13 protein-coding genes are annotated in these 20,052 nt (G+C 61.8%); 5 read left to right on the top strand and 8 right to left on the bottom strand.

Annotation, left to right across the window (positions count from 1 at the left end; all coding sequences use genetic code 11):
* Nucleotides 1–135: 135 nt before the first annotated feature.
* The 6 genes from cmk to DU505_RS20500 form a co-directional block, all read right to left on the bottom strand.
* The gene (gene cmk, locus DU505_RS20525; protein WP_114480829.1) at nt 136–825 is read right to left on the bottom strand and encodes a (d)CMP kinase; all 690 of its coding nucleotides are present in this window, start codon (nt 823–825) and stop codon (nt 136–138) included.
* Nucleotides 822–3,110 (bottom strand): bifunctional prephenate dehydrogenase/3-phosphoshikimate 1-carboxyvinyltransferase, encoded by a 2,289-nt coding sequence (locus DU505_RS20520; protein WP_245948108.1) that lies wholly within the window; start codon nt 3,108–3,110, stop codon nt 822–824. The genes cmk and DU505_RS20520 overlap by 4 nt, the downstream gene beginning before the upstream one ends.
* A 2-nt stretch (nt 3,111–3,112) precedes the next feature.
* Nucleotides 3,113–4,204 carry a prephenate dehydratase gene (gene pheA / locus DU505_RS20515; protein WP_114480828.1) on the bottom strand — a complete coding sequence of 364 codons (1,092 nt, stop codon included), beginning with the start codon at nt 4,202–4,204 and terminating at the stop codon, nt 3,113–3,115.
* A gap of 4 nt (nt 4,205–4,208) precedes the next feature.
* Complete coding sequence (serC, locus tag DU505_RS20510) at nt 4,209–5,327, bottom strand: 3-phosphoserine/phosphohydroxythreonine transaminase (protein ID WP_114480827.1); 1,119 nt, start codon at nt 5,325–5,327, stop codon at nt 4,209–4,211.
* Between the two features lie 197 nt (nt 5,328–5,524).
* On the bottom strand, nt 5,525–8,263 hold the full coding sequence (gene gyrA, locus DU505_RS20505; RefSeq protein WP_114480826.1) for a DNA gyrase subunit A: 2,739 nt from the start codon (nt 8,261–8,263) through the stop codon (nt 5,525–5,527).
* A 325-nt stretch (nt 8,264–8,588) separates the two neighbouring features.
* Nucleotides 8,589–9,011 carry an acyl-CoA thioesterase gene (locus DU505_RS20500; RefSeq protein WP_114480825.1) on the bottom strand — a complete coding sequence of 141 codons (423 nt, stop codon included), beginning with the start codon at nt 9,009–9,011 and terminating at the stop codon, nt 8,589–8,591.
* Between the two features lie 196 nt (nt 9,012–9,207).
* Between DU505_RS20500 and DU505_RS20495 the strand changes: the two genes are divergently transcribed.
* The 5 genes from DU505_RS20495 to DU505_RS20475 all read left to right on the top strand — a co-directional run bounded on the left by DU505_RS20495 (nt 9,208) and on the right by DU505_RS20475 (nt 15,395).
* Nucleotides 9,208–10,140: a recombination-associated protein RdgC gene (locus DU505_RS20495; RefSeq protein ID WP_114480824.1), complete on the top strand. Its 933-nt coding sequence runs from the start codon at nt 9,208–9,210 to the stop codon at nt 10,138–10,140.
* Between the two features lie 26 nt (nt 10,141–10,166).
* A complete protein-coding gene (locus tag DU505_RS20490) occupies nt 10,167–11,363 on the top strand; it encodes a 1-acyl-sn-glycerol-3-phosphate acyltransferase (protein WP_114480861.1) in 1,197 nt (398 codons plus the stop codon).
* Nucleotides 11,360–12,535, top strand: coding sequence for a cation diffusion facilitator family transporter (locus DU505_RS20485; RefSeq protein WP_114480823.1), 1,176 nt, complete (start codon nt 11,360–11,362; stop codon nt 12,533–12,535). Before DU505_RS20490 ends, DU505_RS20485 begins: the two co-directional genes overlap by 4 nt.
* 180 nt (nt 12,536–12,715) lie before the next feature.
* Entirely contained in the window at nt 12,716–13,423 is a 708-nt protein-coding gene (locus DU505_RS20480) for a transglutaminase-like cysteine peptidase (RefSeq protein WP_114480822.1), read from the top strand.
* Nucleotides 13,424–13,487: 64 nt separating this feature from the next.
* Entirely contained in the window at nt 13,488–15,395 is a 1,908-nt protein-coding gene (locus DU505_RS20475; protein WP_114480821.1) for a bifunctional diguanylate cyclase/phosphodiesterase, read from the top strand.
* A 541-nt stretch (nt 15,396–15,936) separates the two neighbouring features.
* On the opposite strand, the gene DU505_RS20470 is transcribed toward DU505_RS20475, so the two are convergent.
* Nucleotides 15,937–16,272, bottom strand: a complete 336-nt coding sequence (locus DU505_RS20470) for a tryptophan synthase subunit beta like protein (protein ID WP_114480820.1) — start codon at nt 16,270–16,272, stop codon at nt 15,937–15,939.
* Nucleotides 16,273–16,395: 123 nt separating this feature from the next.
* Nucleotides 16,396–20,037 carry a DUF5801 repeats-in-toxin domain-containing protein gene (locus DU505_RS20465; protein ID WP_220250952.1) on the bottom strand — a complete coding sequence of 1,214 codons (3,642 nt, stop codon included), beginning with the start codon at nt 20,035–20,037 and terminating at the stop codon, nt 16,396–16,398.
* Nucleotides 20,038–20,052 lie beyond the last annotated feature (15 nt).

The raw sequence follows: 20,052 nt of genomic DNA, 5'->3' as shown, positions 1-20,052 counted from the left end.
CCGCACCACCAGCGAGTGCGGGCCTAATTTGCCAAACCCCCGGGGATGTTAACGCCGGTTCGACCTGGACGAGCTTTCAGTGAAAGGGCTGCTCGGCCATGCCATCACATCCTGACGGGGGCGCCGCAAGGGAGATCAAGTCTGCCGGGTGAGGCCGCGCTCGGCCAGCCACTCCGTCAACCGTTCCACCACTTCCGGTATACTCAGGCTCGTGGTATCCAGCTCGATGGCGTCATCGGCCGGTACGAGCGGAGCCACGCTGCGCTGCATGTCGCGTGCATCGCGCGCCTGAATCTCCTTCAAAAGACTCGATAGACTAGCATTCACCCCGGCTTCCTGCAACTGAAGGTAGCGCCTTCGCGCACGTTCTTCGGGGCTCGCCGTGAGGAAGACCTTAAGTTCGGCATCGGGGAAAACCACGGTGCCCATATCGCGGCCATCCGCCACCAGCCCGGGGGGCTGGCGAAAATCGCGCTGGCGCTGCAACAGCGCCTGGCGAACGGCAGGCAGCGAAGCCACTTGAGAGGCGGCATCGCCTGCCTGCTCGGTGCGAATCTCGCGGCTGACGTCGTCTCCCTCGAGCATGACACGCGTTGTGTCGCCCTCGGCAAGGAACACCACATCGAGAGCGGCGGCGAGCCCTTCGAGTGCCGCTTCGTCATCGAACGCCACACCACGCCGCATGGCGGCCAGGGCGGTGAGTCGATAGAGCGCACCGCTGTCCAGCAGGTGCCAGCCGAGCCGATCGGCAACCAGGCGGCTGATGGTGCCCTTGCCAGCCCCACCAGGGCCATCAACGGTCAGCACCGCGGCCTTGTCACTCATGTCATTACCTCCGTGTCTTCGCCAACCTGAAGACCGACGGTGCAGGCCAGTTCGACGAAGCCCGGGAAGGAGGTAGCCACGTTGGCACAGTCATCGATGATGATCGCTTCGCCGGCACGCAGCGAAGCGATCACGAAGGCCATGGCGATGCGGTGATCGCCCAGGCTGTCGATCCGCCCGCCGCCGTAGGCGACCTCGCGCTCCCCGGCGCCAACGATGTCGATGCCGTCTTCCCGCACGGTATGCTCGACGCCGATGGTCGCCAGGCCGTCGGCCATGGCCTGGATGCGGTCGGACTCCTTGACGCGCAATTCTTCGGCGCCACGCAGGCGAGTGGTTCCGGTGGCGCAGGCGGCGGCGATGAACAGCGCCGGAAATTCATCGATGGCCAACGGCACCTGGTCGACGGGAATGTCGATCCCGTGAAGCGGCGCGTAGCGAATATGCAGGTCGGCAACGGGCTCGCCGCCGACCTCGCGCTCGTTGGTGAGGTGCAGGTCGGCGCCCATCAGCTTGAGGATATTGATCACGCCGATGCGGGTCGGGTTGATGCCGACGTGCTCAAGCACCAGGTTCGACCCCGGCGAAATGGCGGCGGCCACCAGGAAGAAGGTGGCCGAGGAGATATCCGAGGGCACGTCGATAGGCGCCGCAGTGAGCTTGCCTCCGCCGGTGAGCCAGCAGGTATCGCCTTCACGACCGACCTCATAGCCGAAACCAGTCAGCATGCGCTCGGTGTGGTCGCGGGTGGGAGCGGGCTCGCGCACCCGGGTCTCGCCGTCGGCATAGAGGCCGGCAAGCAGCAGGCAGGATTTCACCTGGGCGCTGGCCATAGGCATGTCGTAGTCGATGCCCTTGAGCGTCTGCCCGCCGCGGATCTTCAGAGGTGGCCGGCCATCTTCGGCGGTCTCGATCACCGCACCCATCAAGCGCAGCGGGTCGGCCACCCGGCCCATGGGACGCTTGGTCAGGGAGGCATCGCCAATCAGCTCGGTATCGAAGGCCTGACCGGCCAGCAGGCCGGAGAAGAGGCGCATGGCGGTGCCGGCATTGCCCACATAGAGCGGGCCCGATGGCGCCTTGAGTCCATGCATGCCAACGCCATGCACCGTGACCCGGCCCTGATGGGGCCCCTCGATGGCCACCCCCATCTCGCGGAAGGCCTGCAGGGTGGCCAGGCTGTCCTCTCCCTCCAGGAACCCCTTCACCTCGGTGATGCCCTCCGCCAGCGCGCCAAGCATGATCGAGCGATGGGACATGGACTTGTCGCCGGGCACGCGAATACGGCCGGCAACGTGGCCGCCAGGAGCCGCCAGGAAGGTGAGTTTCTCTTGTGATTCCATCTGGTATTCCACCTGATAACTGGTCTGATTCAGGAGCGAGTCAAAATAGTGTCGCGCATGGCTGGCCCGGTCGAAGATGGCAAGCATGGCATCGCCGTCGCCGGCTTCCACGGCGCGCCGCAGCCGCGACACACCGGCCTCGAACTCGTCCAGGGAGGCCAGAACGGCCTCACGATTGGCAACGAAGATGTCTCGCCACATCACCGGGTCGCTGCCAGCGATGCGAGTGAAGTCGCGAAAGCCGCCGGCGGCGTAGCGGAAGATTTCCAGGCGTTCGTCCTGACGCGCCAGGGTATCCACCAGCGAGAACGCCAGCAGGTGCGGCAGGTGGCTGGTGCGGGCCAGCACCTGGTCGTGGCGCTCGACATCCATCTCCAGCACCTGGGCGCGGCAGGCTTGCCATAGGGTGCGCACCCGTGCGACGGCGGCCGGCGCCGTCTCGGCGCTGGGCGTGAGGATCACCTTGTGGTTGACATAGAGGCACGGATTCGCCGCCGCCACGCCACTCTTCTCCGACCCGGCGATGGGGTGACCCAGCACCAGGCCGGGCGGCAGGCGTCCGAACACCCGCAGCGCACAGTCGCGCACCGCAGCCTTGGTGCTGCCCACGTCGGTCACCGTGACGGGCGGGGCCTCACCATCGAGAGCACCTGCCGGCAGTGCCTCGACCAGCTCGGCCATCACGCTCTCCATGGCCAGCACCGGCACCGACAGCACGATCAACGAAGCGCCTTCGACCAGCGGCGCCAGCCGGGTATCGCCATGGTCGATCAGCCCCATGGCGATGCCACGGGCGATCTCGTCGGGGTCCGGGTCACAAGAATGGATGGTGCCACCGAAGCCGCCGGCGCGAAGTGCGGCGGCCAGGGAGCCGCCTATCAGGCCCAGGCCGACAATCAGAATGCGCGACTCGGCGACCTGGCCGGAGGCATCCCCCACCACGCCTAGAGCACACCTATCGGATAGGAGCCCAGCACCTTGAGCTCGGCGGCGCGCAGACGCACCTCCTCAAGCACCGCGGCGACCCGGGGCTCGTCGGAGTGGCCCTTGAAGTCGATGAAGAACACATAGTTCCACACCCCGCTGCGCGAGGGGCGCGTCTCGAGACGGGTCAAGTCGATCTGATGCCGATGGAAGGGCTCGAGCAGCTCATGCAGTGCACCCGGTTGGTTGCGCATGGCCACAACGATGGACGTCTTGTCTTCGCCGGAAATCGGCACGTCATGACTGCCGATGATCAGGAAGCGCGTCGAGTTGTCCGGGCGGTCCTCGATCTTCTCGGCGATCTTCTCCAGCCCGTAGAGCTTGGCTGCCATGTCGCCGGCGATCGCCGCGCTGTGCCATTCGCCCTTGATCATCCTGGCGGCCTCTGCATTGGACGACACCGGCACCCGCTCGGCGCGGGGATAGTGGGCATCGAGCCACTTGCGACACTGGGCGAAGGATTGCGGGTGCGAGTAGATCCGCGACACCTTGTCCTTCAGGGTAGCCTCGGACACCAGCAGGTGGTGGTGGATACGCAACACCACTTCACCGCAGATGCGAATCGAGGAGTCCATGAAGGAGTCCAGGGTATGGCTGATCACCCCTTCGGTGGAGTTTTCAACCGGGACTACGCCGTAATTCACGGCACCGGCCTCGACTTCGCGGAAGACCTCATCGATGGCCGCCATGGGCAAGCTGACGGCGCTGGCTCCGAAGTGCTTGAGCGCCGCCTGCTGGGTGAAGGTCCCTTCTGGGCCCAGGTAGGCGACCTTGATCGGCTGTTCCAGCGCCAGGCAGGCCGACATGATTTCTCGGAACAGCCGGGCCATCTCTTCACTGTCCAGCGGCCCGCTGTTGAGCTCCATGATACGACGCAGCACCTGGGCCTCGCGCTCCGGCCGGTAAAAGACGGAATCGGGGTCGCTCTTGGTCTTTACATCGGCGACCTGCTTGGCACACCGCGCCCTGTCGCTGATCAATCTCAGGATATCGTTGTCCAGCTCATCGATGCGCTGGCGCAACGCATCCAGGTTGGTGGGGGTATCGCTCATCGTGTCATCCCCTTCGCTTCTCGAAGTCGGCCATGAAATCGATCAGGGCGTCGACCGCCGCTTCCGGCACGGCATTGTAAAGACTGGCCCGCATGCCCCCGACGCTACGATGCCCCTTGAGGTTGAGCAAGCCGGCCTGCTCGGCCTCGTCGAGGAACGGCTTGTCGAGGCGCGCATCGGCCAGAACGAACGGGACGTTCATTCGCGAGCGGTTCGGCAAGGCGATCGGGTTGGAATAGAGCTCGCTGCCGTCGATGGTGGCATAGAGCCTGGCAGCCTTGCGCGCATTGACGGCGTCCATGGCCGCAAGTCCACCGATATCGTGCTTCAGCCACTGGAACACCAGGCCCGCCAGGTACCAGGCGAAGGTGGGCGGCGTATTGACCATGGAGCCCGCCTCGGCCATGGCGCGGTAGTCAAACAGGCTCGGAATCCGCTCGCAGCGGCGCTCGAGCAGGTCGTCGCGCACGATGACCAGGGTGAGGCCGGCCGGCCCGATGTTCTTCTGGGCACCGGCGTAGATCACGCCGAAGCGCGATACGTCCAGGGGGCCGGAGAGTATGCTCGAGGAAAGATCGCAGACCAGCGGCACCTCGACACCGTCGGCGCGGCGCAACCCGCCCTGTGCGGTACCCGGGATATAGTCGAATTCCAGGCCACCGATGGTCTCGTTGGCGGTGTAGTGCAGGTAGGCGGCATCACTGGATAGCGCGATGTCGACCTGGGCAGGCACCCGGGTATGGCCACTGTCTTCGCTGGAGCCCGACAGCTGGACCGGAAAGCCCAGGTGCTTCGCCTCGGCCAGGGCCTTCTTGCCCCAGATTCCGGTATAGAGGAAGTTGGCGCTGCCACCCTGCCCCAGCAGGTTCATCGGCACCATGGAGAACTGCAGGCTGGCGCCCCCCTGCAGGAACAGCACGCGGTAGTTGTCGGGTATCGCGAGCAACTCGCGCAGGTCGGCCTCGGCCTGCTCGGCGATGGCGACGAACTCGGGAGAACGGTGACTCATCTCCATCACCGAGAGCCCGCGTCCCTGATAGTCCAGCAGCTCCTCGCGAGCCCGCTCCAGCACCGGGGCAGGCAGCGCAGCCGGGCCGGCACAGAAATTATAGTGGCGTGTCATCAGCGTCGTGGTTCCGTTCTGCTCATATCGTGTCGAGGCGAGATGAGCGCCCTAGCTGACGATGAGCTAACCCGGCGACCAGCCTGCGCGAGGGCGCTGTGAACCCTTCCCAGGGCGCTACTTTTGCCATCCATGACAAAAGACCCTCGCTTCGACTGCTCCCCGGCGCTCATCGCTCGGTATGGCGCGGCAGGCCTTTACTCGTCGTTTTTGGTCTCGTCCGTGGTGTCACTCTCATCCGCACCCTGCTCCGACGAATCCGGTCCATCGGACGGTGCTGTCTCTTCGTATTCACCCTCGATGGCTTCGCTCTCGACCTCCTCGGGCTCGTCGATGCGTACGGTCTTGACCAGCTTCTCGTTCTCGCCGAGACGGATCAGCATCACGCCCTGGGTATTGCGCGAGGTGATCGATACCTCATCGACCCGGGTACGCACCAAGGTGCCCTTGTCGGTGATCAGCATCATCTCGTCGGCCGAGTAGACCTGCATGGCGGCGACCAGCGAACCGTTGCGCTCGCTGGTCTGCATGGCGATCACGCCCTGGCCGCCACGACCGCGCAGCGGGAACTCTTCAAGGCGGGTACGCTTGCCGTAGCCGTTCTCGCTGGCGGTGAGGATGTAGATCTGGCCACCGTTGCCGTTGAGGGCTTCGAGCTCGGCGCCCTCCTCGGCTTCGCTCTCGATATCCGCCTCGGCGTCGATCTGCTGGCTCTGGGGAATGATCAGGCTGATCACTTCGGCACCGCCTAGCAGGCGCATGCCGCGCACGCCGCGGGCGGTACGCCCCATGGCGCGCACGTTGCCTTCCTCGAAGCGAATCGCCTTGCCGTTGGACGACAGCAGCATGGCGTGGTCGGAGCCGCTGGTGATGGCTGCGCCAACCAGGCGGTCGCCCTCTTCCAGGTCGATGGCGATCAGGCCCACACTGCGCGGCCGGGAGAACTGGTTGAGGCTGGTGCGCTTGACGGTACCCTTGGCGGTGGCAAAGAAGATGTAGCTGTCAGCCCGGTAGTCGCGCACCGGCAGGATGGCATTGATGGCTTCGCCTTCGTCCAGCGGCAGCATGTTGACCAGCGGCTTGCCGCGAGAGCCACGACTGGCGTTGGGCATCTCGTAGACCTTGAGCCAGTACACCTTGCCCTTGTTGGAGAACAGCAGCACGGTATCGTGGGTCGAGGCCACCAGCAGGTGCTCGATGACATCCTCATCCTTCATGGAAGTCGCCGACTTGCCGCGGCCACCGCGGCGCTGGGCCTGGTAGTCGGAAAGCGGCTGGGTCTTGGCGTAGCCGGTACGCGACACCGTGACCACCATGTCCTCCTCGGCGATCAGGTCCTCGATGGAAAGGTCGAGATGGCTGGCCTGGATCTCGGTACGCCGCGGGTCGCCGAACTGGTCGCGCACGGCAGCCAGTTCCTCGCGGATCACTTCGAGCAGGCGCTCGCTGGAAGCGAGAATGGCGGTCAGCTCGGCAATCCGCTCGAGGATACCGAGGTATTCATCGAGCAGCTTCTCGGTCTCGAGCCCGGTGAGGCGGTGCAGGCGCAATTCGAGTATCGCCTGGGCCTGGGCCGGCGAAAGACGATATTCGCTGCCCGTCTGGCTGAGGCCGAAGCCCTCTTCCAGCTCCTCTGGCTTGCACGAGGTGGCACCGGCCCGCTCCAGCATGGCGGTGACCTGCCCCGGCTGCCAGACCTTCTCCAACAGCTTCTCCTTGGCCTCGGCGGCGCTCGGCGAGGCCTTGATCAGCTCGATCACCTCGTCGATGTTGGAGATGGCTACGGCCAGGCCTTCGAGCAGATGACCGCGCTCGCGGGCCTTCTTCAACTCGAACAGGGTACGGCGGGTGACCACTTCGCGGCGATGGCGAATGAAGGCCTCGAGGATCTCCTTGAGATTGAGGATCTTGGGCTGGCCATCCTCGATGGCGACCATATTGATGCCGAAGACATTCTGCAGTTGGGTCTGGGCGAAGAGGTTGTTGACCACCACTTCGCCCGATTCACCGCGTTTGACCTCGATCACCACCCGCAGGCCATCCTTGTCGGATTCGTCGCGCAGCTCGGCGATGCCCTCGATCTTCTTCTCTTTCACCAGCTCGGCGATCTTCTCGATCAGCCGCGCCTTGTTCACCTGATACGGCAGCTCGGTGACGATGATGTGGTCGCGACCGCTCTTGTCGTCGTGCTCGATGGTGTGACAGGCACGCACATAGATGCGCCCTCGCCCGGTGCGGTAGGCCTCGAGGATGCCGGCCTTGCCGTTGATGATGGCCCCGGTGGGGAAGTCGGGTCCCGGGATGTACTCCATGAGGTCGTCGACGGAGAGCGTGTAATCGTCGATCAGCGCCAGGCAGCCGCTGATGATCTCCACCATGTTATGTGGCGGGATGTTGGTCGCCATGCCCACGGCGATGCCCGACGAGCCGTTGATCAGCAGGTTGGGCACCTTGGTGGGCAGCACATCGGGAATGCGCTCGGTACCGTCGTAGTTGTCGACCCAGTCGACGGTATCCTTCTCGAGGTCGGCCAGCAGCTCATGGGCGAGCCGGGCCATGCGCACCTCGGTGTAACGCATGGCAGCGGCGTTGTCGCCATCGATGGAACCGAAGTTGCCCTGGCCATCGACCAGCACGTGGCGCATGGAGAAGTGCTGGGCCATACGTACGATGGTGTCATAGACCGCACTGTCACCGTGGGGGTGGTACTTACCGATGACATCACCGACCACGCGGGCAGATTTCTTGTAGGGTTTGTTCCAGTCGTTGCTGAGCTCGTGCATGGCGAACAGCACGCGCCGGTGCACTGGCTTGAGGCCATCGCGCACGTCGGGAAGCGCACGGCCAATAATCACGCTCATCGCGTAGTCGAGGTACGACTGCTTGAGTTCGTCCTCGATGTTGACTGGCAGAATTTCTCTGGCGATGTCACCCATGGGTCGTCGAATCCTTTGCGCTGCAGCGGTTTGGCACCAAGAAACACTCCACGAATGTCTGCACGAGCGAATCGCTGCGTTACGCGGTGCTCGGAATCCTCACATATACCCCATATGCTCCGGTTCCTGCGCTCCGGGCGCCTTGCGCTTCATCTCGCTCGCCGATTCGTGCAGCGTTTCTCCACTAAGGAGGCGCCATTACAGCCTTGCATCATACCATCGCGGACAGCGCAAAGGCAGCGGGGGGCTGTCACGGATCAGCCGGATTCTTCATCAACCGGGTGGTTGTTTCGGATCACGTGCCGTCACGTGCGCCCTGTCACGCTCAATCCTCGAGGACCAGGGGCGCCAGAAGATCATGCAGCTCACCCTCGATGGCAAGGGGCCGGTTCGCCTTCACATCGAGCAGCACGAAGGTGAGACTGGCGTCGACCACCAGCTTGTCATCGCGCAGCCGGCGAATCTCCTGATGCATGCGCGCGCTTCGACTGCCTAGCTCCGCAAGGCGCGTGCGCACCTCCAGGTCGTCGCCCGCCACGGCCGCCAGGCGGTAGTTGATATTGAGGTTGACGGCCACCAGGGCGGGGTTGCCGCTGGCGAACGGCCGAGCGACATCGGGCCGATCATCGAAGTAGCCCCAGCGACCCTCCTCGAGGAACTCCAGGTAACGGGCGTTGTTGACGTGGCCATAGCCATCCAGGTGATAGCCGCGAACGCGCAGGGTGACGCGGGAAAGTCGAGAATCCATCGGTGCTTCTCCTGAGGGTGGTCCGGTATATGAGGGAGTGCGATACAGAAGTGGAAGCGAGCATCGATTCTAGGCCCCGCCACCGCCTCAATTCAAACAAGAGTTTGAATTTGTCTTGCCCGCCGTTACCTTCAACACTGGAACCCCCGCCTCCCCTTGGCCATAATATGCGTCCTTTTTGATCAGGTAATGCGCCATGTGGTTCAAGCACTTGCACCTTTACCGCCTGCATGAGTCAGCGACGATCCCGGCAGCCGACCTGGAGACGGCACTGGCCGAACAGGCGGCGCGCCTGCCCGGCAGCAGCGAGGCTCGCCGGCTGGGGTGGTGCCCGCCTGCGGGTCGTGCCGGCACGGCGCTGCTGCACGAACTGCAGGGGCAGCGGCTGATGACGGTCCTGCGTCAGGAACGCCTGCTGCCGGCGGGGGTGGTGCGCGAAGAGGTCGAGGAGCGCGGCGCCGACATCGAGGCCCGCGAGGGCCGTAAACTGCGCCGACAGGAAAAGCAGGAACTCAAGGAGCAGGTCTATGAAGAGCTGCTGCCCCGCGCCTTCATCCGCAGCCAGAAGGTCGACCTGTGGTGGGATACGCGGCGCAACCTGATCGCTGTCAACAGCAGCTCGCGCAAGCGTGCCGAGGAAGTGTTGGACCTGCTGCGAGAAACCCTGGGCAGCCTCAAGGTAACTCCTCTAGCCACCCAGACCCTACCGATGCGTGCCATGACCCAGTGGCTGGCCGAGCCGGACGAACGCCCCGCCAGCCTGCAGCTCGGTGACCAGGTCGAGCTCAAGGCCAAAGGCGATGATGGTGTACTGCGTGCTCGTCAGGTCGACCTGGACAGCGACGAGATCCAGCAGCTGCTGTCGGCAGGCCGCCAGGCGAGCCGGCTGGCCCTTGAGATCGAAGGCCGGCTAAGCTTCGTGTTACATGATGACCTGGCCCTGAAATCCCTGCGCTTCAGTGATGCACTGATCGACGAGGCCAACGAAACCGAAGACGATGGCGATGCCATCGTGAGACTGGAGGCGGACTTCATGCTGATGACCCAGACCCTCGCCGAAGAGATCGAGCAATTGATCGGCTGGCTGGATGGCGAAGCCTCCACTGCGTCGCTGCAGGACAGCGCATGACCGATCCCGTCAACCAGAATACGCCGATGACAGAACCGCAGACCGATACGCCAGCCGCAGAGCAGGATCCCTGGGCCGACATACGACCCTATGAGGATAGTGAAGTCGCAGCAGTACTGGCCAGGCTGGCCAGCAACCGTGAGCTGCTCGACGCCTTGACGCGCTACCGGCTACCGAGACTCAACCGGATGCTGCCCGCACTGGCTCGGGCGATTGCCTCCTACGCCATTCGCCGGGAGACCCGCGGCGTGGCCACCGTCCACGATTTCCAGATGCGCGTGGCCTATTATATGGAGCGGATGATACGCACCTCCACCGACGAATTTCGAGTCGAGGGGCTGGAGCATCTGGCGCCGGATACGGCCTATCTGTTCATCGGCAATCATCGCGACATCTCGCTCGACCCGGCCTTCGTCAACTACGGCCTGCATCGTGGCGGACGTGACACGGTGCGAATCGCCATCGGCGACAATCTGCTGAAGAAGCCCTATGTCACCGACCTGATGCGGCTCAACAAGAGCTTCATCGTTCGCCGTGCGCTGCGCGGAAAACGTGCCATGCTGGCCGCATTCCAATCGCTTTCCGCCTATATCCGCCACTCCATCATCGAAGACAATCACTCGATCTGGATGGCCCAGCGCGAGGGTCGGGCCAAGGATGGCATCGACCGCACGGATCCCGCCATCATCAAGATGCTGACCATGGCCCGACGCCAGGAAGATCGCCAGGCGCCCATCGGTGAAGCGATCGCCGAACTGCGCGTGGTGCCGGTATCGATCAGCTACGAGTACGACCCCTGCGACGTACAGAAGGCCCGGGAGCTACAGGCGATTCATAGCCAGGGCGGCTATGCCAAGAGCGAGTTCGAAGACATCCAGTCCATCGTGGCCGGGATTACAGGCCACAAGGGGCGAGTACAGCTGCGCTTCGGCGAACCACTGGAAGCCAGCTTCGATACACCGGAAGCCGTTGCCGCCGAGATCGACCGCCAGGTGGTAGCCGGCTATCAGCTCTTTCCAAGCCACTACCTCGCCCTCGAGGCGCTGGGTGATGCTCCGGAGCTGCTGGACATGAGCGAAGTCAGCGACGTCGACCGGGCACGCTTCCAGGCCCGCCTGAACGACGTGCCGGCCGAGCTGCGGTCCTGGTGGCTGGCCCAGTACGCCAACCCCGTTCGCAACAAGGCGGGGCAGCTCAACGGCAGTGACATGGGAACGGCGTGAGCGGACACGTTCATCTGCCGTCCGATCGCGGTGCACAGACGCGCGAGGCTCATCGGGTCACGCTGGTCGGCGCCGTGGTCGACCTTACCGTCGGCGTGCTCAAGCTGATCACCGGCCTGCTGGTCGGCTCGGCCGCCCTGATAGCAGATGGCATCCACTCGTTCTCCGACCTGGTGACCGACGGCTTCGTCATGGCGGCGACCCACTACGGACGCCAGGAGCCAGACAGCAACCACCCCTACGGCCACGGCCGCATCGAGACTCTCGCCACCCTCGTGCTAGGCAGTGTGCTGATTTTCGTTGCCGGCGGCATCGCCTGGGCCAGTCTCAGCCGCCTGCTGGTCGGCGAGCCGATATCTGCGCCCGGAATCTGGGCCATCGGCGTCGCTCTCTTCGCGCTGCTCGCCAAGGAGTGGATCTTCCGCTATACGCTGCGCATCGCCAAGCGAGTGAATTCGCGCCTGCTGGAGGCCAACGCCTGGCACTCCCGCTCGGACGCCCTCTCCACCGTAGTGGTATTGATCGGCCTGATCGCCGCGCAATTCGGTGCCGGCTGGGTGGATGCCGCGGCCGCCATCGTGGTCGGCGTGATGGTCGGCCAAGTGGGCGGCCGACTGCTGTGGGAATCGAGTCAGGAACTAATCGACACCGCGCTTCCGGAGGAGGAGCGCGACGCGATGCAGTCGGTGGCCGAAGCAGTGCCCGGCGTCCATGGCGTGCACGACCTGAGAACCCGCTCGCTGGGCAGCCAGGTCATTCTCGACCTGCATATCGTCGTCGCGCCGCGGCTGACCGTCTCGGAGGCCCACGAGATCGGCAACGCTGTCAGCCGGAGGCTGCGGGACAACTTCTCCAATCTTGCCGATGTCACCTTTCACATCGACCCCGAGGACGATGCGGGCGAGACCGAGCATAGCCTGCGCCCCGGCCTGCCATTGCGCCGCGACGTGGAGGGTGTTCTCGATGAAGTCTGGTCCCGCTGCCCAGCCTGGCAAACCCGCATCGCCCTCGACCTGCACTATCTCGACAACCAGGTCGATGTCTCGATCTATGTCCGACACCTGCCCCCCGAGCAGAGCCTGGATGACGCCGCCCATGAACTTCGCGTTGCCTCCCGGAAGCTGGCCTGGATCGGGCGGCTCAGGGTGTGGCAGGGTCCCGGCAAGGGTTGATCCTCAAGCGTCGTCCATAACTTACTCCCTGCCCTGCCTCTCCGCCCTGGCCTCCCTGTTCACCGCCCATTTCCTCATACCTCAGCATGACAACCCTCACACGGGTCGTCCTGCACCTCTCACTCCTCTATACTCAACGAAACGCTGATTTACATTACTAAACACTTTCGGCGCACCCAGATGCCCCCTCGTCCTCCTAGACACCGCTTCAGCCCCAGTCGCCGCCGCTTCATTGCCGGCCTGGGTTCGCTGTTTCTGGCTGTCGGGCTGGGTCTCAAGCCTGGCCCGGCAGAGGCACGACTCAACCGGGCCAGGCTACGTGAGAGCATGCAACGTCTCTATGGCCAACAGGGGCTGCGCATCCTGGAAGATTGGTTTGCGCTGCTGGATAGATTGAATGGAGCCCCTCTCGACAACCAGATGCGTGAGGTCAACGACTTCTTCAATCGCCGGGTTCGCTGGGTGGACGACATCGACAACTGGGGCCGAGAGGACCACTGGGCCACTCCGCTGGAAACCATGGGCCAAGGCCAGGGCGACTGCGAGGACTACTCCATCGCCAAATACGTCAGCCTGAAGGAATTGGGTGTACCCGGCGAGCGACTTCGCATGATCTATGTCCGCGCCCGCATCGGGCGCAGCCAGATCGTTCAGGCGCACATGGTGCTCGGCTATTACGAGCGCCCCAGCGCCGTGCCTTTGGTGCTGGACAACCTGGTCCCCTCCATCACACCCGCAACCCAGCGCACCGACCTGGACCCTGTCTTCAGTTTCAACAGCGAAGGGCTTTGGGCCGGCGGCTCCACTCAATCGCGGGCCGATCCTGTGGCACGACTGTCGCGCTGGCGCAGCGTGATCGAGCGCATGCAGCAACAGGGGTTTATCTGATGATTCACGAAAGCGGTCGACATGAAAAACAGGGGTACCAGCCCCAGGCAGAGGAAGAACCAAGATGTCACTGATCAAGCAGCTCTGGCTGACCATCGTGGTACTGCTGCTGCTGGCGTTCGTCGGCAGCCTGCTCATCGGCGTGACGAGCAGCCGCCACTACATCGAGCAGGAAGTTCGCATCAAGAATACCGACAACGCCAACGCCCTCGCGCTATCCATGAGCCAGATGGAAAAGGACCCCGTGATCCTGGAGCTACTGCTGGCCGCCCAGTTCGATACCGGCCACTACCGGCGCATCGAGCTTCGTGACCCGGAAGGCGGAGTCATCGAACAGCGTGTTGGCAACGGGCATATCGATGACGTACCCGGCTGGTTCGTCGAGCTGGTCCGTTTCGATATTCCAGCCGGCCAGGCCGTCGTCCAGGATGGCTGGCAGCAGTTTGGCACTCTCGAGCTGGAGAGCCAGCACAGCTTCGCCTATCGCTCGCTGTGGCGAAGCAGCCTGGAGCTGGCCGGCTGGTTTGCCATAGCCGGCGTCATCAGCCTGCTGCTGGCGAGCTGGATCGTGCGCACCATTCGCCTGCCGCTACGCGACGTCGTCTCGCAGGCTCAAGCCATCGGAGAGCGACGCTTCACCACGGCCAGGGAGCCCAAAACCCTGGAACTGCGCGAAGTGGTTCAGGCCATGAACCGGCTATCCGGCGCGGTGCGACAGATGCTGGGCGCAGAGAGCGACAAGCTCGACCAGCTGCGGCGGCGGATGCAGAACGATTCGGTCACTGCGATACCCGCCCGAACCGCCTTCCTCGACCAGTTGCAGGCTCACCTCCAGAGCGACAGCGACGATGCCAGCGGCACGCTGGCCATCGTGCGGGTGGCTCGTCTGGGAGAAGTCAATCAGCAGATCGGCCATGGAGCGACCGACGCACTCCTGGTGAAGGTGGCCTACAGCCTGAAGCAGCTTGGCCAATTTTTCGGCGACGGCCAGGTGGGGCGCCTGAACGGCAGCGATTTCGCGCTGATCGTGCCGCGATACCACGACCTGCAAGCCATCGGCAATGAACTGAAGACACGCCTTGAAGCCCTGTCTGACGAACAGGATATCTCGCTTTCGCTGCCATCGGCACTGTGTGAATACACCCAGGGCGAGGGCCGTGCCGAGCTGCTGGCAAGCCTCGATGGCGCGCTGGCGGCTGCCGAAAACCAGGCGCAGAATGGGCAGATCATCCTGAGCGTTCCCGCCAGCAGCGTGCTTTACACCAGCCATGAAGAGTGGCGCCGGGCATTGAACGATGCGCTGGAACAGGGCGTCTTCCTGGCCCACTACCCCGTGCTCGACCCCAAGGGGCACTTGATCCATCATGAGATTCCCTCCCGGCTGCGCCTGAAGGGAGAGTGGCAGCCTGCCGGCATCTTCCTGCCATGGGTGTCACGTCTGGCCATGGCAGCCGAGCTGGACCTCGCCGTGGTGACCGCCGCCCTGAAGGACACCGAAACCAGCGGCAAGCCCGTCGGGATCAACCTCTCGGCCAACTCCTTGCGAGACGGTCGCTTCGTCAGTGAAGTGGTCTCCCGGGTTCGCGCCCGGCCCGCCTGCGCATCTCGGCTCTGGTTCGAGTTGCCTCAGTCGATCGCCTTCCAGCAGCCGAAGGCTCTGCAGAACCTGTGCAACGAACTGCTGCCCCTGGGCTGCAAGATGGGCCTGGAACACGTCAGCACCCAGTTCGGCAAGATCGAAGGGCTCCAGGACCTGGGACTGACCTTCATGAAGATCGATGCGTCACTGAGCCAGGGCATCGAGAATGAGAGCCAGCAGCAGAGCCTGCTGCGCGGCATGTGCACCCTCGCCCATTCGCTTGGCATCATGGCGATCGCCGAAGGGGTGGAATCCCGCACCGCCGCCACCGTGCTATTCGAGCTGGGCATGGATGGCGTAACCGGACCGGGCATTCGCCAAGACCAGGATTGAGGGGAATAGCAAGGCACCCGGAAACGGACAGCCTGAAGGACCGACAGCCGGCACTTGTGCCGGCTGTTCTTAAAGTAAACTGATGTTGCCACGCCGCTGTAGGAGGAAGCTTCAGCTCACGACTGGAGGCGCAAGCCTCCCGGCGGTGTTGCCGGTATTCGCGACAACAACCAACCTTTCAGCCTCCGCCGAGGCGCCTATCGGCGCCAGTCGCGATGCGGAGCAGTGCTCCAACAGCTGCTTTTACTTATGTCGGAGGAAGCTTCAGCTCACGACTGGAGGCGCAAGCCTCCCGGCGGTGTTACCGGTATTCGCGACAACAACCAACCTTTCAGCCTCCGCCGAGGCGCCTATCGGCGCCAGTCGCGATGCGGAGCAGTGCTCCAACAGCTGCTTTTACTTATGTCGGAGGAAGCTTCAGCTCACGACTGGAGGCCGAAGGACTCCCGGCGGTATTGCCAACGCCAACGATCACCGGCATCGCGGCGGCCTCCACCAGGCGCCTGCGGAGTCTTATGCGTAATCAGGTAAAGCAAAAGCGTTAGATCACGCCGCTGTCGTCATCGCTCTCAGACATCAAGCCGACGCTATTCAACCGCTTGCGCAGCGACTGGCGCTCCATCAGCTTCTGCTGTGCGGGTTCGGGCAGGTCGGTGAAGCTGATCACGCTCTTGTCCATCAGTACGTTGATCACGTCCTCCAGCACCCGCACGAAAGCCAGGTCCGACTTCGAGAGAGCCAGGTTCTCGCCACCCTCTTCATCGGACACGAATGCCTGCACCTCCGGTGAGCACGGTGGCACGAATTCCTTGCACTCGGCAGTCGCCTCGCGGCTGACCTGAACGATCTGACCTGACTCGTCGCGTTTGATGAACATGGCTCTACCTTTGAATGATCCTAACGTAGAGTAACAAACGCCCTGCCTGGTGTCTCCAGGCAGGGCGATGGGTTAGAAGACGATAGCGCCCGGCAAAGCCAGGCGCTTCGCTCTACGAGCCGGTCAATCGATATTCAGGTTCGCCTTCAGCGCATCCAGGTCTCCGTTGAAGTTCTCCAGCACGATAACCTGATCGGCAAGATCGCTATTGAAACTGTCTTCGTTGCTACCGAAATTACCTTCAGTGCTGATGTAGAGCGTAGTACTACCACCCTCTTCGGCTTCGAAGCGCAGATGCTCGGGGCCGTTACCATCGCTGAGCAAATCACTCAGATCCAGACTGTCGCCTTCTTCCAACGAGAAGTCCTTGACCGTATCGATTGCGGCCTCACCTTCTTCACCCTCGTCGCCAAGATTCCAGACGAAGGTGTCTGCTCCAAGGCCGCCGATCAGGATGTCGTCCCCGGCACCGCCGATCAGGATGTCGTCCCCGGCACCGCCGATCAGGATGTCGTCCCCGGCACCGCCGATCAGGATGTCGTCCCCAGCACCACCATCCAGGGTGTTATTGCCGCCATCCTCACGAGTCGTGTCGATCAGCTGAGACCAGTTCTCACGGATATAGCCCATGATCTGATTTTCACTGGGAGTCGCACCGTTATTGCCAATGTCACTATCCCAACGCAGGAACTCGATCAAACCGTTAAAACCTAACCCATCATGCTCACCGGCATTGAACGCCTCACCTGTATCGCCATTGACCCAGGAGAGATGATCACTAGAAACCGTATCCCCGAAAAGGATGTCATCGCCATCTCCACCTGTAAGGATATCATCACCCAATGCAGCCAATTCGTCGCGCTGAGAGCCTCCTTGCAGAGCAGCATCGAGATCCTCCGCGGTGTTGACGATATCGACCTGACCGACCGGGCCTGTGACCGAGCCACCAAATACAAATTGTGAAGCGGTGCCTACCACATCGGAGTTGTCGAAGAACCTCAGATAGTCTTCATTGATGTCCGCCCCTATGCCAATGGCATTGACGGTGCTGATATCAGCCAGCTCCTCAAATGCATTCATGGCTTTTTGCATGGCAGTCTGGTTAGTACCGTACCCTCCTGTCGTGCGATAGCCCGAGCCATGGTTGTAGGCTGTCGGCACACCATCCGTCAGGAAATAAGTAACATTCTCAAAGCCAGAAGAACCTATACCATCGAACCAATCTTTCGACTCGAGGAAAGCATCCTCGTAATTCGTCCAAGTTTGCTGAGAAACACTATCGATATCAGACTTGAAGACATCAACATTAGCAGAATTAAGCCCTTCAACAGTCGCAACTTCCCAAGCGTTATTAGAGAATGCCACAAGCTGGATATTGACAGTGCCGTCATGGTCAGCGAGCTGGTCGGCCAAGGCTTTCAAGGCCTGCTTGGCCAGTTGGAAGCGAGAGAGGCCAGGCGTTCCGGACGGATCATTCATACTTAGAGAAGCATCCAGGATCAGTGAGATATTGTAAGACTGACCGGGCTCGATAACAGTCTGCTTTCCCCCTAGGTCACCGATCAAGATATCGGCCCCACCTTCACCTGTCAGATCGTTATCGAGGTTGTTACCTACCAGCAGCAGCGAGGGCTCTGGAGTTTCTACATCGATGGTGCCGTTGGCGCTATCACCATCACCGTCGACACCTTCCAGCTCAAGCTCCAGCCCATTGCCCACGGCATGATCGATAGCACCATAACTGAAGTCATTCAGAGTGAATGGCTTGGTCTCACTAGCACCTTCCACCTCAATGGCCTGGAAGGCTTCACTGGAGTTCACCTCAAACCGCCATCCATCTCCCATACCTTTAACAGTAATCGTGCCATCGGCAGAGGCCGACACTGTCAAGCCATTGGTGCCATGCACGACGACATTGTTATTCCCATCATAGATGGTGATATCGTCAGCTGTCAGGACAACCAGGTTGCCAGTATCGATCAGGTCACCCTCGCCACCATCAAACAGCGTAGTGACGTCCTTGAAAGCCTGGATGGTAAAATTAACCTTGCTAGAGCCCCCTTGGTTAGCGTAGCTGATCTTCTGCTCGAACTGCGTCGCCGAGATGTTCCTCGCCCAGCTTGCATCACTGCCGGAAAGCGTCAGGTCATCGACAAAATTGAAGCGTGCCACTTCGCCATCACTAATACCCTGACTGCTGCTTACGCCCAGACCTCTATTGGGACTAGAGCTTGTATTCAGCGTTTCCCCGGAGGTCGTAGAAATCAACACCCCCTGGCTGGCACCTTCGGCACTGCTGGAGAGATCGTAAAGAGAGGAATTTCCACCGTTGAAGCCCACAAGGTCAAAACTGAGCTCCTGAATCGTATAGATCTCACCTACATCGCTAATAGTGTAAGTATCAGCAGCCGGATTCAGTGTGATCTTGAAGCCGAGATCATCCTCGTCAGTCTTCGCTAGCAAAACCGATTCGTTACCCACTTCATAGCTGTAGAAGAGAGGCTCACCATTCAAGAACAGCTGATTGCCCCCTTTGTCGAGAACTGGCGAACCTTCTGTCACGAGGAAAGTAACATTTCCGACCCCATCGCTACCGGCCACATCTGCAAAGTTGATATTGCCGGTGAAGCCTTCAACAAGGCTAGCGTTGTCCGGCGTGAAAGCGCTTGGACCGTCGTCGAGGAAATAGATAACCTCGCCAATATCGATCACAGCGCTTGCCTCATCACCATCTCCGTCTTTGACAGACTTGGTCAGGAAAACAACACCGGCTAGGATATTGACAGGGTCGCTCGCTCCCACCACATTTTCCAGCGGATGTGCCAGCGCTCTGATCTGATCCAAGGTTACAATGCCTGTTTCGGCATCGACATTAAGAGTGAAGACAGGAACTTCTTCACTGTTGATAACAACATAGCCAACAATCTCGCCATCAACTTCCTTGACGAGAACAGCCTGACCGGTCAGCGTATCAATCAGGCCAGAGTCGATACCATCTTCGGCCACACTCAAGCTGTAGTCCCGCACATCCAAGCCATCGGCACCATACTCGGCGCTGAAGTAGCCAGAGAAATCAAACGCTGCCGTAACGTCAAGATTCGACTCGTCAACGGTAAGGTTGGCAGGAGTCCATTCGACGTTGATGTTGACGTCATTGTAGTCGCGGTCACTACCGGTGCCGTAGATATCTTCCCAGTTGAGATCACCTTCTTCGGCGTTGTTCTCGACATGAGAGGCGCCATCGGGGTGCAGCGACGAATCGCTGAATAGTACAGGTGCATTGGTGTCTTGTCCGACCAACACCTCCCCATCCTCAGTTACCGCTACCCAAACACCATTGACTTGGACGAATGTGATGTCTGTCTCATTCTCCAGCCCCGAGTTCAGGTTCGCCCCATTAGGAATAATGAAGTAACCCACCTCACCAGGCGCGTAGCCTTCCAGGGTATAGGTGACGCCCACATCATCCTTGACATTCGACCAAATGACCTTGCCCGCGGTAGGATTGCCGTTCTCATCCTTGATGTAATAGCCAAAACTATTGTTGTAGCCAACACCGATGGCACTGCCGAGGTTGGTAATAGTGACCTCATGGCCGGAGGGCTCGGTTCCCTCTACGTTAGGCAGGTCGTCCGCGACCTCGACGGTGATACCAGCCTCGGTGCTGTCGCCGTCCTGGTCGCTGGCCACGACGCTGAGGCCGCTGATGGTCAGGTCGTCAGTGTCTACATTGTGTGGCAGCGCGGACAGCAGCTCGGCGGTCACGGTGATGCTGCCGCT

Source organism: Billgrantia montanilacus, assembly GCF_003336675.1.
Lineage (GTDB): Bacteria > Pseudomonadota > Gammaproteobacteria > Pseudomonadales > Halomonadaceae > Halomonas > Halomonas montanilacus.
Note: the sequence above shows the minus strand (reverse complement) of the source record. Positions and strands in the feature narration are given on the sequence as shown.

What these genes read in the sequence shown, in the direction of transcription:
- cmk (WP_114480829.1), bottom strand. Translation starts at nt 825, where the DNA reads ATGAGTGACAAGGCCGCGGTGCTGACCGTTGATGGCCCTGGTGGGGCT.
- pheA (WP_114480828.1), bottom strand. Translation starts at nt 4,204, where the DNA reads ATGAGCGATACCCCCACCAACCTGGATGCGTTGCGCCAGCGCATCGAT.
- serC (WP_114480827.1), bottom strand. Translation starts at nt 5,327, where the DNA reads ATGACACGCCACTATAATTTCTGTGCCGGCCCGGCTGCGCTGCCTGCC.
- gyrA (WP_114480826.1), bottom strand. Translation starts at nt 8,263, where the DNA reads ATGGGTGACATCGCCAGAGAAATTCTGCCAGTCAACATCGAGGACGAA.
- DU505_RS20500 (WP_114480825.1), bottom strand. Translation starts at nt 9,011, where the DNA reads ATGGATTCTCGACTTTCCCGCGTCACCCTGCGCGTTCGCGGCTATCAC.
- DU505_RS20495 (WP_114480824.1), top strand. Translation starts at nt 9,208, where the DNA reads ATGTGGTTCAAGCACTTGCACCTTTACCGCCTGCATGAGTCAGCGACG.
- DU505_RS20490 (WP_114480861.1), top strand. Translation starts at nt 10,167, where the DNA reads ATGACAGAACCGCAGACCGATACGCCAGCCGCAGAGCAGGATCCCTGG.
- DU505_RS20480 (WP_114480822.1), top strand. Translation starts at nt 12,716, where the DNA reads ATGCCCCCTCGTCCTCCTAGACACCGCTTCAGCCCCAGTCGCCGCCGC.
- DU505_RS20475 (WP_114480821.1), top strand. Translation starts at nt 13,488, where the DNA reads ATGTCACTGATCAAGCAGCTCTGGCTGACCATCGTGGTACTGCTGCTG.
- DU505_RS20470 (WP_114480820.1), bottom strand. Translation starts at nt 16,272, where the DNA reads ATGTTCATCAAACGCGACGAGTCAGGTCAGATCGTTCAGGTCAGCCGC.